The sequence below is a fragment of the Streptomyces sp. NPDC054765 genome, assembly GCF_053612065.1.
On record NZ_JBSHBP010000036.1, the window covers coordinates 73,817 to 87,715 of the forward strand.

Consider the following 13,899-nt stretch of genomic DNA (forward strand, 5'->3'; position numbering starts at 1 on the left):
ATTTCCCGTCCGTGGCCGGTGTCGGTGGGGAGGTTTTCCCGTCCGTGCCCGGCGCCGGCGAGGAGGTTTCCCCGTCCGTGCCCGGCGAGTTGCGGGTGCCGGGGCGCGGCGCCTCCGTGCGGTCCGCGTCCTGGTCCCAGAGTGCGGGTGAGCCGTCGGCGAGCGTCTGCATGCGGGCCGCGGCCCGCATGCGCTGCATCAGGCGCCCCCGCAGCCGAGCGCCGGCCGGGCTCTTTGGGGTGCGGTTCGGTGGTGGGGAGCCGGAGATGCCGGGGTCCGGAACCGCCGGATCGGCGGAGGGCGCCGGGAGCCCCGGGCGCTCCGCGTCGTGGGGCTCCCGCCGTGAGGAGCGTGAGAGCTGCGCAGTCAGGGCGTGCCTCCTTGACGGGGTGGCTGGGTGAGGTGGGGGGCCGGCCGTGGCCGGTCTCGCCTGTCCGGGATGCTAGTGGTTCTCCCCGGAAGCGGGACCCGCCCCGCCCGCCACGTCCCGGCGTTTGGCGCGGGCGTACATCGGTGCGCGTACAAACGGGCAGTGTCCGCAGGGGAGTTCAGAGACCTCGGGTGCTGTCACTGTGTCACATGAGGGCCGCTCCACGGCGCGTACGACGAGGTGCGCACCACCCCGCCGGCCGCTGCGGGCGCGCCCGGTCCGGCCGTGGGGCCCTGTGGGCCGGACCGCGGGAGAACGTAACCTCCTTGTAGCGATACCTGAGTGGTGCGTGACACCCGAGTGGTGTGTGACACCTGAGTGGTGCGTGACACCCGCGTGGTGTGTGACACCCGCGTGGTGAATGACACCCGAGACCGCTCCGGGCACCAGGCCCGCTTCGGGCACCAGGCCTGCTCGTACGGCGGGGGCCCACCGGGCGGCCGGCCCCCCGCCGACGGCGGTCCGGCAGGCGCACTCTGCTGGAGGAGACATGGGCAACCGAAGCGGTCCGGCCGCGGACGACTTCGCCGCGAAGCCGTCGCGCGCGGGCCCGGCGGACGGCGCCGACCGGGACCCGGCGCACCTGCCCGGTCGCGAGCGGGCGCTGGAGCACATCCGGCAGCGCCTCTTCGCCTCCGAGGGGCCGAACCTGCTGGTCGTCGAGGGGGAACGCGGCGTCGGCCGTTCCACGTTCGTCCACGCCCTCGCCACCGGGGCACGTGCGAAGGGGAGGGAGGTCTCGTTCCTGGTCTGCGGCCCCGAGGACGGCCGGCGCCCGCTGCTGCTGGCGCTGCGGCTGGTCAAGGCGCTCGCACCACACCGGCAGTCCCCGCCCAGGTCGCGGCGGGCCGGCGGCGGGGCGGCGGACGCGCTGGCCGCCGTCGAGCGCGGGGAACCGGCCGCCATGGGCCAAGCGCTGGTGGTCGCCCTGGCGCAGTCCGCCCCCCTGACCCTCGTGGTCGACGACGCCCAGCATGCCGACACCGAGTCGCTGGACCTGCTCGGCGGCGTCGACCTCGAACGGGTCGCGCCCGACGTGCGGCTGGTCCTGTCGGTGCTCCGGCACGGCGGGGCCGGGCGGTACACGCCCGGTGGTGGCCCGAGCGGCGGGGTGGAGCGCCTGGCGCACCGTCGCGGCGCGCACCGCACCGTCCTGCCGCGTCTGGAGCGGGCGGAGGTCGCCGCGGTCGTCAGCCGGCGGCTGCACGCGGTCGCTGACCCTGAACTGGTCCGCGAGGCACACGACATGAGCGGGGGAGTGCCGGCGGCGGTCGACGTCCTGCTCACCGCGTGGTCCCGGAACGGCGCGACCCGGACGGTCGACGGCCGGGTCCTGCTGTGTCCGGGCACCCCGCCGCCGGTGCTGCCGGACGAGGACCGGTTCGTCGCGGCGCTGCGCGCGCTGGGCGAGCCGAGCCGCACGGTGGCCGCGGCGCTGAGCGTCCTGTGGCCGCTGGGCCGGGTGGCCGCGGCACACGTGGCCGAGGCGACCGGATTGTCCGCGGCGCTCGTGGACGACGGCCTGCGCGCCCTGATCGCCGCGGGGATCGTGGTGGAACTCCCCGGCCCCGAGGGCGCTCCGCCCCGCGGGTGGGCTTTCTCCGTCCCCCTGGTGGAGCACACGGTCCGGCGCCGGCTGGGCCCCCTGGAACGCAACCGGCTGTCGGTCGCCGCGGTGACGGCGGTCCGGGACGCGGCGGACGCGCGGCGGGCCGGGACGCAGGGGGCCGGGACGCGGGGGGCCGCGGCGGAGCTGCTGGCCGAGGCCGACCCCGACACCTACCTGCCGGACCGGCTCGCCGAGGTGGACTCCGGCCTGGACCGCCGGCGTGTGGTGGCCGAGTTGGCGGCGGCGGCCGACCGGCTGCACCCCGACGCGGGCCGGCGGGGCATGCTGCGGTGGCTGCGGACCGCCGTCCGCTTCGCCGAGGAGCCGGAGGTACGGGACGACCTGACCCTGCGGTACGTGGGGATGGCCTACACCGCGGGCGAGTACGAGGCGGCCCGGCCCGCCGCCGTCTCGGTACTGCGCGACCCGGCCGGCTTCGGCGTCGTGGCGCTCCAGGAGGCCGCGGCCCTGTTGGTGGGGTCCGCGGCCGCCGCCGGCGACCGGATATGGCTGGACCGGCTGGCCTCGGGCCACTGGTGGCGGATGCAGGGTCTGCCGGTCGCGGTGGAGGTGACCGGGCGGGCCCTGGCGCTGTGCGGGCAGGGCCGGTGGACGCAGGCTCTGGCGCTGCTCACGGAGACCGGCCGGGAGGGGGACGATGCACGGGCCGCCCAGGGGGACGACGCACGGGCCGCCCGGGTGCTCCCCGCGCTGTTCCGCGCCGTGGCCGAGCTCGTCTGCGGTGAGCCGGAGCGGTTCGTCCGGTCACTGACCCTGCCGGAGGTGAGCGAACTGTCCCGCTACGGGCGGTACGCGGTGACCGTGATCCAGGTGGACCAGCTCCTCGGCGCGGGGGACCTGCGGGAGGCCGGGGCGGTCCTGGCCCGCCGGGGGATGACCGAGAAGGCGCTCCCCGCGTACAGCCTGTTCCTCTGGCGCCACCTGGAGGGCCGGTGGGACGACGCGCTGGCGGCGGCACGGCGGGGCCTGGTGAGCGGTCAGGCCGACGCGCCCGCACCCGGGCACCACCTGCTGCCCGAGCGCATGTCGGCCGTCCTGCTCGCTCGTGGCCGCACCCGGAGCGCCCAGTGCGTCCTGGACGACGCGCGCGGGCGGGCGACCGGGCCGTCCGAGTCCCTCCTGGACCGCGCCGAGGCGGAACTGGCGCGGACGCTCGGCGACCTCTCCGGTGCCGAGCAGACACTGCGGCGGGGGCTGAAGGCCGCCGAGGCCGGCGGGTACGTCTACGGCACCGACGAGCTGTGGGCCGCCCTGGTCCAGGTGTGCCTGGACACCGGCCAGGTCTCCGCGGCGGCGGAGTGTGTGCGGGAGCTGGAGCGGGTGGCGGAGCGGACCGGCCAGGGCCGCGCGCACCTGCTCCACCTGCGCGCCGCGGCCCAACTCCCCGGGCAGGACGCGACCGTGGTCCGGGACCTCCTGCGGGAGGCGGTGGACCTGGCCCGCTCCAGGAGCCAGCCGTTCGAGACCGCCGAGACGCTGCTTGCCGCGGCGTCGGCGAGCGGCGGCCCGGCACCCTGGCTGTACGAGGCGTATCAGCTGTTCGGCGACGTCGGCGCGCCGCTGTGGCGGTTCCGCACCCGCGTCGCCATCCGGGAGAGCCGGCACCCCGTCCCCGGGCGCAAACAGGCCACCGCGGAGAACGAGCAGCTGTTGGCCGTGCTCGTCGCCGAGGGGCTGTCCAACCGTCAGATCGCCGCCGTCCTCGGCCTCAGCGAGGACGCCGTGGCCAACCGGCTCACCCGGCTCTTCGCCCACGTCGGTGTGCGGTCCCGCGCGGAGGTCGTGGCCGCGGTGCGCACCGGGCACCCGCTGGGCACTCCGGAGCGGTGACGGGCCGCCCCACGTGGGGCGGCCCGCCACAAAGCGGCTCAATTCGCACGGACGTCCTACATGCCAGGTTTCCCCATGGCTTGCGCGAAGGGGCAGCTCCGGGGGGTATGCGGCCTTCCCGTCGTGGCACGATCGCCCCGTTCGGTCCTCCGCACACCGCATATCCCAGGAGAGTGCGCGCATGCCGCAACTCATGCTCGTCGACACCGTGCGCGTGGCGATACACGCGCCCGAAGGCGTCGTCCGTGCCGGTCTGGTCAGCTACCTCCAGCACGACCGCGAACTGACCGAGGTGCCCGTCACCGACGTACGCGACGGCGACGTCGTGGTGGTGGCCACCGACGTCGCGGACGCCTCCGTGCTGGAGTCCCTGCGCGGGCTCAGCGACGCCGCGGACGTCCTGTTCGTCCTCGTCGTGGCCAAAATGCAGTGGCGCGCCGACATCTCCGCGGCCGTCGACCGCGGGGTGCGGGCGGTGCTGTGGCGCGACTCCTTCACCCCGGCCGACTTCACCCGGACCCTGCTCGCCGTCGCGCAGGGCGGCGGCAGTTTCCCCGCCTCCCTCCAGGGGACGCTGATGGAGCAGGTCCAGGTCACCCAGCGCGAGGTCCTGGTGCCCCGGGGCCTGGCGGCCTCCGGGATCAGCTCCCGTGAGATGGACGTGCTGCGGCTCGTCGCCGAGGGCGAGGAGCTGTCGCAGATCGCCGCGAAACTGTGCTACTCCGAGCGCACCATCAAGTACGTGCTGTACGGCGTGATGAAGCGGCTCCGGCTGCGCAACCGCGCGCACGCCGTCTCCTACGCCATCCGCTCCGGCCTCATCTGACGGCGCGCCGGGCCATCCGGCAGAGTGCCGCCGGGCCGCCGGGGCAGGGCCCCCACACCACCGCGCGACGCCGACGCCGCGGGGGCGGCCGGACCACCGCTGAACTGGCAGGCACAGTTCCGCTGTCCGGACGGACATTCTTCCATCATCGGTTCCCGTCGTCGCGCCGCCCCTCCCTACTGTGAAAAGGGCAGCCGTGCTGCCATGCCGCGGCGCCGTCCGGGCCCACCACCATCCTGAAGGACAGACCGATGAGCACCGTGGTCGTCAACCGCTCGCCTCGTGTCCCCGGCCCCGAGGCCCCGGAGGGACAGATCGAGCTGGCCGAACCTCCCGCCCTCGGCGAGCCCGCCACCGCGGACTTCACCTCGGTACTGGTCTACCTGCCGATGCTGCTGGGCGTGGGTGCCATGGCGATGATGTTCACCCTCGGTGCCAAATCTCCCACGACGTTCCTGATGTCCGGGATGATGGGCACGGCGATGCTGAGCATGGCGCTCACCCAGATCGGCCGCCGCGGCGCCGAGCGCAAGCGCAAGATGCGCGCCGAGCGCCGCGACTACCTGCGCTACCTCGCCCAACTGCGCCGCCAGGTGCGGCAGGCGGCTGCCGAGCAGCGCGCCGCGGCCTACTGGGACAACCCGCGCCCGCAGGACCTGTGGGCGATGGCGTCCGGGCCGCGTCTGTGGGAGCGCAGGGGCGGGCACGAGGACTTCGCCGAGGTGCGCATCGGCCTTGGCTCCCGCAGGGCGGGCCTGGCCCTGGCGCCGCCGGAGACCAAGCCGGTGGAGGACCTCGAACCGCTCTCGGCGATCTCGCTGCGGCGCTTCACCAAGGCGCACCAGAACGTCACCCACCTGCCGGTGACGGTGCCGCTGCGCCGGTTCACCAGCGTGGAGCTGGCCGGCGACGGCGAGGCCGCACTCGGCCTGCTGCGTGCCCTGATCGGCCGGCTCGCCGTGGCGCACGCGCCGGACGAGATGCGCATCGCCCTGCTCACCGACGCAGTGGGGCGCACCGAATGGGACTGGCTGAAGTGGCTGCCCCACAACGCACACCCGCACCTGGAGGACGAGACCGGTCCGCTGCGGCTGGTGTCGGACGACCATGACGTGCTGCTGGACCTGCTCGGCCCCGAGGTGACCGAGCGCCCCGAGCACGACCCCGGCTCGCCGCCCCGACCCGGCGAGCCCTTCGTCGTCGTGCTCGCCTACCGGGCGTACCTGCCCGAGACCTCCCGGCTGCTGGCGGACGGCATCCGCAATGTCGTGCTGCTGGACGCCACCGGCGCGATGACCGGCGGCCCCGACGTGCTGCGGCTGTCCGTGCGGGACGGCGAGGTGGAGTACCCCTCGGGGGACACCGCCGTCACGGCGAGAGCCGACACGCTGAGCGCCTCGGCCGCCGAGGAACTCGCCCGCGTCCTGGCGCCGATGCGCACCAGCAGCGGCGGCATCGACCTCGTCGAACAGCCGCTGGAGACCGACTTCGACCTCGCCACCCTGCTCGGCGTCCGCGACCCGCGCTCCTTCGACGTGCCCTCCCTGTGGCGCACCCGGACGGCCCAGAGCTCGCGGCTGCGGGTGCCGATCGGCATCACCGAGGACAACGAGGTCCTGGAGCTGGACCTCAAGGAGTCCGCCCAAGCCGGTATGGGCCCGCACGGCCTGCTGATCGGCGCGACCGGTTCCGGCAAGAGTGAACTGGTGCGCACCCTGGTCATCGGGCTCGCAGCGACGCACTCCTCGGACATCCTCAACTTCGTGCTGGTGGACTTCAAGGGTGGCGCGACCTTCCTCAACATGGACCGGTTGCCGCACACCTCCGCGGTCATCACCAACCTGGCCGACGAGCTCCACCTCGTGGACCGCATGCGGGACTCGCTCCAGGGCGAGATGATCCGCCGTCAGGAGCTGCTGCGCGAGAGCGGGCACTCTTCCCTCTACGACTACGAGAAGGCACGGCTCGGCGGCGCGCCGCTCACCCCGCTGCCGTCCCTGGTGATCGTGGTGGACGAGTTCTCCGAACTGCTGGCCACCAAGCCGGAGTTCGTCGAGTTGTTCGTCACCATCGGGCGCCTCGGCCGGTCGCTGGGCGTGCACCTGCTGCTGGCCTCCCAGCGTCTGGACGAGGGCCGCATCCACCGGGTCGAGGGTCACCTGTCGTACCGGATCGCGCTGCGCACCTTCTCCTCGATGGAGTCCCGCAGCGTCATCGGCGTCGGCTCCGCCTACGAGCTGCCGTCCGCACCGGGCAACGGCTACTTGAAGGTCGACACCACCAACCTGGCCCGCTTCAAGGCCGCCTACGTCTCGGGCGCCGCCCCCCTCTCGCCGACCACGTCCCGCCCGACGGAGGCGATCGCCGGCACCCAGGAGATCGTCGCCTTCGGCATGGAGCAGCGCACCCCGGTGCGGCAGGACGACACGGAGACGGCCGAGGAGCACACCGCGCAGCAGACGCCGACGGCCGAGCCGGCCTCCGACGAAGCGGAGAGCCTGCTGGAGGTCCTGGTGGACCGGCTGGAGGGCGCCGGCCCGCCGGCCCGCCAGGTGTGGCTGCCGCCGCTGGACTTCTCGCCCAGCCTCGACCAGTTGCTGCCCGGTATCGTCCCCGACCCGGAGCGCGGCATGAGCGCCGTCGACTACCCGGCGCTCGGCGCCCTGCGCGTACCGCTCGGCATGGTCGACCGGCCCTACGAGCAACTGCGCGAACTGCTGGTCGCCGACCTGTCCGGCGCCGACGGCCACCTGGCCATCGCCGGCGCCCCGCAGAGCGGCAAGTCCACGACGCTGCGCACCCTGATGCTCTCCCTCGCCCTCACCCACACCCCGCGCGAGGTGCAGTTCTACTGCCTCGACTTCGGCGGCGGCGGTCTGCAGTCCACCGCGGGCCTGCCGCACGTCGGCTCGATCGCCACCCGCATGGAGCGGGACCGCGTGACGCGCACCGTGGAGGAGCTCAGCCAGCTGCTGGAGGCCCGCGAACGGCGCTTCACCGAGAACGGCCTGGAGTCGATGACGGCGTACCGGCAGATGCGGGACAGCGGCCAGATCGACGACCCCTACGGCGACGTCTTCCTCGTCATCGACAACTGGGGCACCCTCAAGCAGGACTTCGAGGAGCTGGAGCCGCGCATCACCGACCTGGCGGCCCGGGGCCTGTCCTTCGGCCTGCACGTAGTGGCCTCCGCGGTGCGCTGGTCGGAGATCCGGCCGCGCGCCCGCGATCTGTTCGGCAGCAAGCTCGAACTCCGCCTCGGTGACACCGTGGAGTCCGAGCTCGGCTCCAAGCTCGCCGCGAGCGTGCCCCAGCAGCCGGGCCGCGGCCTGACCAAGTCCAAGTTCCACTTCCTGTCCGCGCTGCCCCGCCTGGACAGCTCCTCCGCGACCGAGGACCTCACCGCGGCGACCAGGTCGGCCGTCGCCGAGATCGACACCTTCTGGACCGGACGGCAGGCCCCCGGCGTGCGGATGCTGCCCGCCAAGCTGCCGCTGGACAAGCTCCCGGCGCCCGAGGGCGACCTGCGGGTCTGCGTCGGCTGGGACGAGCAGCGCCTCGCCCCGGTGTGGCACGACTTCGGGGCCGCCCCGCACCTGATGGTCTTCGGCGACGCCGAAACCGGCAAGACCAACGTCCTGCGCCTGACGATCGACGCCATCACCCGCCGCTACCAGCCGGACGAGGCCCGCATCCTGCTCGCCGACACCCGGCGCGATCTGCTCGGCCTCGTCCCCGAGGAGTACCGGGTGGGTTTCGCGGTGGACGGCGAGAGCCTCACCCAACTCGCCGGCAGCGCCGCGGTATCGGTCGGCAAGCGCGTCCCCGGTCCCGACATCGCCCCCGAGCGCCTGCCCCGGCGCGACTGGTGGTCCGGGCCGAGGCTCTTCATGCTCGTCGACGACTACGACCTCTACGGCGGTGGGCCGGGCAGCGGTTCGCCGCTCAGCCCGCTCGCCCCGATACTCGCCCACTCCGTGAACATCGGCCTGCATCTGGTGATCTCGCGTTCCACCTCCGGAGCCGGCCGCGCCATGATGGACCCGGTGCTGCGCCGGATCTGGGAACTGGGCAACCCGGCACTGCTGCACTCCTACCCCAAGGAGGAAGGCAAGTTCATCGGTGAGGCCAGGCCGCGGACCCTGCCCCCCGGCCGTGCGCAGCTCGTCACCCGCCGCGGTGTGCGCCTGATGCAGGTCGGATACGCGGGTCCCTGACGCCAGGCCCGCTCCCGTCCTCCAAGCCACCGCGAACCCCCGCTTCCAGGAGCACCATGACCACCGCCATACCCGCCCCCCGCACCTCGGGAGCGGTCAGCACCGAGGTGTGCCGGCTGACCATCGCCGGGCCGGCCGGCCGCGCAGACCTGGCCGTCCCCGCCACCACCTCCGTCTCCGCCCTGCTGCCGGTGCTGCTGCGGCGGGTCTCCACCGACCCCGGCAGGCCGGCCTCCACCTGGACCCTGCAACGCCTGGGCGAGGCGCCCCTCGACCTGGACGCCACGCCGCAGAGCGCGGGCCTCCTCCACGGCGACGTCCTCTACCTGCGGCCCGCCGACGACCCGATGCCGGAGTGGGAGTACGACGACGTCTCCGACGGCGTGGGCCAGGCCGTCGGCGCGCACACCGACCGGTGGCGCCCGGAACTGACCCGCCGGCTCTTCCTCGGCCTGGCCTGCCTGGTGCTGGCCACGCTGGCAGCGGCCGTCCCGGTGCTCGGGCACGGAGTCCTGGTCCCTGTGCTGTACGCCGTGTCCGCCCTCGTGCTCGGCGCCGGCTGCGCGTTGGACCAGCAGTGGTCCAACGACCGCGGGATCGCGCTGGTCACCGGCGTCGGCGCGTGCGCCAACGCGGCGCTGGCCGGTCTGACGTCCCTCGGCTCCGCCGCCGCCCTGCTCTCACCAAAACCCGGTGACGTCCTGCTCGGCGGGGCCGCCGCCCTCGTGGCCGCCGTCGTCCTGCTGCCCGTGTCCCGGATACCGGTCGCGGTCACCGGCACCGTGCTCTCCACCGCGGTCCTCGTCGCGCTCACCGCGGGGGTCGGCGTCCTGTTCGACTGGGACGGGGCACGCAGCGCCGGCACGGTGGCGGTCACCGCGTTCTTCTTCGGGCACCTCGCGCCCCGCGCGTCGCTGCGGATGGCCCGGCTGCGGGTGCCGCAACTGCCGCACAACGCCGCGGAGCTCCAGGAGGACGTCGACCCCCTCGCCGAGGACCAGGTCAAGCGCAGGACCGCCATCGCCGACGCGTTCTTGACGGTGGTCACCGGCGCCACCGCCGCGCTCTGCTCGGGCGCCTTCGTGCTGACGGCGCACGCCGACGGGTGGATCGGCCGGCTCTTCCCGCTGGTGTTCGCCACCGCGGTGCTGCTGCGCTCCAAGCACCTGAACGCGACCTGGCAGCGGGTGCCGACCGTGCTGTGCGGGGTGCTCGGCCTGCTCGCCGGGGTGCTCGCCTGGACCGCGTCGCTGACCTCCCCCGCCGGGCGCTGCGCACTGCTGGTCGGCCTGCTGATCGGCGCGCTGCTGGTGCTGGTCGGCGCGTGGCGGCTGCCCACCGCCCGCCTGCTGCCGGTGTGGGGGCGGATGGCGGACATCCTGGAGATGCTGACGGCGCTGGCCCTGCTGCCGCTGCTGCTGCAACTCCTCCACGTCTACGCGCACGTGCGTGCCGCGGTCAGCTGAGGGGGCTCGGTGCAAACACGTCGCGACCACTTGCACGCCTACCAGTTCGCCACCGGACGACTGGCCTCGGCGCTGGTCTCCGGTACCCCTGGCAACGGCGAGGCGCCCATGCACAGCGCGGGGCTGGGCGCCATGTTCGGCGCCATGCTCGCCGTGCTGCTGGTGATCGGCTCCGTCGTCTTCGGTTTCCTCAAGCCCGCCGAGGACACCTCCTGGAAGCACACCGGCGCCCTGGTCGTGCAGAAGGAGACCGGCACCCGCTACCTCTACGTCAAGGGCGAGCTCCATCCGACCCTGAACTACGCCTCGGCGCTCCTGGCCGCCGGCAGCGGCGCCACCGTCACCGAGGTGTCCCGCGCGTCGCTGTCCCACATGCGGCGCGGCTCGACCCTCGGCATCGCCGGCGCCCCCGACGACGTCGCGGAGCCGGGCGCCCTGCTGACCGGCGCCTGGGCCGACTGCCTGCGGCCCGGACCGCAGGCCGTCGAGCGGCTGGACTTCGCCCCGCAGTCCGCCCGGCCCGTCCCGGACGACACCCGGGTACTGGTCGCGGGCCCGCACGACAGCCGCTACATGGTGTGGAAAAACACCAAGTACCCCATCGAGGGGCGGTCCTCGCTGCTGGCCCTCGGCCTCGACACCGAGCGGCCGATCCAGGCCACCCCGGCGTGGCTGGACGCGCTGCCCACCGGCGCCACCGTCGGCCCCGCCGCGATCCCCGGCGCGGGCCACGGCGGTCGGACGGTGGCCGGCAGCCAGGCCACCGTGGGCAGTCTCTTCCGTACCGTCGTCGGCAGCACCCACCACTACTACGTGCTCCGCAACGACGGGATGGCCCCGCTCAACCAGACCGAGGCCGCGCTCCTCGCCGCCCAGCCGGGCGGCCGGCAGCCGGTGGGCGTGAGCCCCACGGACATCGCCGCCGTCCCGTCGTCCTCCGACTCCTCCCTGCTGCACCGCCTCCCCGACCTGCTCGCCGGCAAGGACGCGACCTCCGACAGCGGCGGCGCGCTGTGCCTGCGGCGGTCCACGTCCCACAACAAGGTGCACAGCACCGTGGTGCGGGAGAGCGGCCGGGTCATGACGGCGCGCACGGTGGCCGTGATCCCCACGGAGCACGCGGTGCTCGCCGCGCCGCCCAAGCAGCCCGGCGCCACCAGTGACCCGGCCCAGTACCTGATCACCGACCAGGGTGTGAAGTACGAGCTGGTCGGACCGGCCCGCCAGGCGCTCGGATACGGCAGCGCCACCCCCCGGACGCTGCCGTCGACGACACTCGACCAGATACCCAACGGCCCGCGGCTCAGCCGCTCCCGGGCCGTCACCGTGGGGGGAGTCGACTGACGATGGCACGCGCCTTCGAGGAGGACTCCGCGGCCCGCCGCGACCTCACCCCTCGGCTCTCCACCCGATTGGCGCGCGCGGCCCTGCGCGCCGTCGGCCCGACGCTGGAGTCCAGGAACGTCGGCAACGCGCTCCTGGTCCATCCGCGCGGCTTCGTCGACAACCGGGCGCTGGCCTTCTCCCAGCGGCTGGCCGCCGATCCGCAGCACACCCTGGTCGTGCTCGACCTGCCGGCCCGGCCGGAGGACGACGTGTGGGAGACCGTGGCCCGCACCCTGGAACGCGCGGGCCGCAGTTTCCGGCTCGTCCCCGGCCGCGGCACCCGCGAGGACGTCCAACGCGCCGCGCAGTGGCTCGCCGACCGGCTGGAACGCATCGTGCTGGCCCCCGACGGCCCGCTGGTCCCCGCGGCCGGCGGTGCGCTGTTCGTGCCCGTCGACCACGGGCTGGGCTGGCTGCGCTACCGGCCCCGCATGCCGTCGGCCCCGGACTCGCGGCGCTTCCCCAAGCCGCAGTGGGAGTACTCGGTACCGGACCAGCCGTGGTCGACCGGCCCCGGCGGGACGGCCGAGCCGCTGCCCGGGGGCGTGTGGCTGCGGGGCTCCTGGGAGGACGCCGCCACGCCCGACCACCGCCGGCGCCTGATCGACCTGCTCGTCGGCGACCCGGATCTGCTCGGCGTCGCGCTCGGCACGCCGGGCGCCTCGTCCGCGCTGCCGCTGGAGGAGGTCGCCGCGTTCTGGAAGACCCTGCCCAGCAGCGCGCACCACCTCGTGCGGTTCGTCCCCTACGGCCCGGTGGCCGTCCCGGACGGGGCCCCGCTGGGGCAGGCACTCGCCGACCTGCTCGGCCGGCGCGTCGCCGTCTACGCCGGCCTGCCCTCGGCCGGCCCGGAGGCCGGGACCCGGGAGGTCCGCACGCTCCAGGCCGACGGGACTCTGGGGTGGCGCCCGTACGCCGACGAGTTCGGCTTCACGCCGCGCGGGCCGAACGGCGAACCGGCCATGGCACCGGTGCCGCTGAACACCCGGGTGCCCACCGGCGCCACCGCCGCGGTCGCGCCCGGCGTCTACCGGCACGCGCCCGACGTGCTCCTTGAGGTCGTGCAGAGCGGCCTGTGGGTACGGCCGACCACCGAGCCGCACGACGGGTACGTGGTGCGCTCCGTCCCTGCCGACCCCGCCTTCCCCGCCATCCTGTACGACCAGACCGACCCGGTGATCGCCGACCGCATGCGGACCGTCGCCCATGAGCTGCTGCCCGCCCTGGATCCGGCGTTCCGCGACCGCACCCGTGTGCTGCCCTCCAGTGAGGCGGGGAGGGTGCCGCCGGGCGGCTACCCGCTGCCTGCGGTCGAGGTGCTGCCGACGGCGGCGCGGAGCGCGCCCGCCGTCGCGCCCGGCCGTCCGGGCGGCTGGATGCTGGAGGACCGCACGGGTGCGCAGTCGCCCCTGTCGCTGCCGTCCTCGCAGGGCCCCGCCGGCTGGACCGACCAGGCGCCCGCGGCCGGGCCCGGCACGGTGGGCCGGCCGGCTGCCCCGGGCCCGGCCCCCGCCGAGGACCGGGCCGCGCCCCCGCTGCCCGGACGCCTGGATGCCGGCCCCGCGACGGTGCATCTCAGGCTGCCCCGGACGCCGGCCCCGGTCACCCGCCCGGTGACGGGTCCGGAGCAGGCCGGTCCGCCGGCCGCTCCCGTCGCAGGGACGACGACCACCGGGACGGGCCCGGCGGCCCCCGCCGCGCCGACCTCTCCCGCACCGACTCCTTCTACACCGACTCCTTCCACACCGACCCCTCCGGCACCCATCCCTCCCGCGGCGCCCCCCGCCCCGGGGCCCGGTCCGGAGTGGACGGGGTCCGGTCCGGAGTGGACGGAGGACGTGCCGCCCGCCAACCCCCCGGCCCCGCCCGCCGGTTCGCCGGCCGACCCGCAACCCGCCGCACCGGCCGAGCCCGTGTCGCCCGACCCTGTGTCGCCCGACCCCGCGCCGGCCGAGCCCCCGCCCGCCGCGCCCGAGCCCGCCGCGCCCCAGGCCCCGCCCCCGCCGCCGGCCCCCGCGTCGCCCGGTCCCAGCCTGCCGAGCATCCGCCTGGAGTCCTCGCTCACGCAGCCGCCGGCCGCGACGCCGCCCCCGGCCCCGCGCCGGGACGACACC

Annotated in this window: 6 protein-coding genes and 1 pseudogene; 6 read left to right on the forward strand and 1 reads right to left on the reverse strand. The window is 74.9% G+C overall.

Annotation, left to right across the window (positions count from 1 at the left end):
• Positions 1 to 199, reverse strand: a pseudogene (locus tag ACWGJY_RS22585) (hypothetical protein); the annotation flags it as partial.
• Positions 200 to 920: 721 nt separating this feature from the next.
• Between ACWGJY_RS22585 and ACWGJY_RS22590 the strand changes: the two are divergent.
• The 6 genes from ACWGJY_RS22590 to ACWGJY_RS22615 form a co-directional block, all read left to right on the forward strand.
• Positions 921 to 3,890: an AAA family ATPase gene (locus ACWGJY_RS22590; RefSeq protein ID WP_453262617.1), complete on the forward strand. Its 2,970-nt coding sequence runs from the start codon at positions 921 to 923 to the stop codon at positions 3,888 to 3,890.
• Between the two features lie 181 nt (positions 3,891 to 4,071).
• A complete protein-coding gene (locus ACWGJY_RS22595; protein ID WP_453262618.1) occupies positions 4,072 to 4,716 on the forward strand; it encodes a response regulator transcription factor in 645 nt (214 codons plus the stop codon).
• A gap of 251 nt (positions 4,717 to 4,967) precedes the next feature.
• Positions 4,968 to 8,933 (forward strand): type VII secretion protein EccCa, encoded by a 3,966-nt coding sequence (eccCa, locus tag ACWGJY_RS22600; RefSeq protein ID WP_453262619.1) that lies wholly within the window; start codon positions 4,968 to 4,970, stop codon positions 8,931 to 8,933.
• Positions 8,934 to 8,989: 56 nt separating this feature from the next.
• The gene (gene eccD, locus ACWGJY_RS22605; RefSeq protein ID WP_453262620.1) at positions 8,990 to 10,399 is read left to right on the forward strand and encodes a type VII secretion integral membrane protein EccD; all 1,410 of its coding nucleotides are present in this window, start codon (positions 8,990 to 8,992) and stop codon (positions 10,397 to 10,399) included.
• Between the two features lie 9 nt (positions 10,400 to 10,408).
• Complete coding sequence (gene eccB, locus ACWGJY_RS22610) at positions 10,409 to 11,743, forward strand: type VII secretion protein EccB (RefSeq protein ID WP_453262621.1); 1,335 nt, start codon at positions 10,409 to 10,411, stop codon at positions 11,741 to 11,743.
• Positions 11,744 to 11,745: 2 nt separating this feature from the next.
• Positions 11,746 to 13,899 (forward strand): hypothetical protein (locus ACWGJY_RS22615; protein ID WP_453262622.1); only part of this gene is annotated, 2,154 nt, incomplete at its 3' end.

Excerpts from the sequence above, each read along its gene's own strand:
- ACWGJY_RS22595 (WP_453262618.1), top strand. The coding sequence starts at position 4,072 with ATGCCGCAACTCATGCTCGTCGACACCGTGCGCGTGGCGATACACGCG.
- eccCa (WP_453262619.1), top strand. The coding sequence starts at position 4,968 with ATGAGCACCGTGGTCGTCAACCGCTCGCCTCGTGTCCCCGGCCCCGAG.
- eccD (WP_453262620.1), top strand. The coding sequence starts at position 8,990 with ATGACCACCGCCATACCCGCCCCCCGCACCTCGGGAGCGGTCAGCACC.
- ACWGJY_RS22590 (WP_453262617.1), top strand. The coding sequence starts at position 921 with ATGGGCAACCGAAGCGGTCCGGCCGCGGACGACTTCGCCGCGAAGCCG.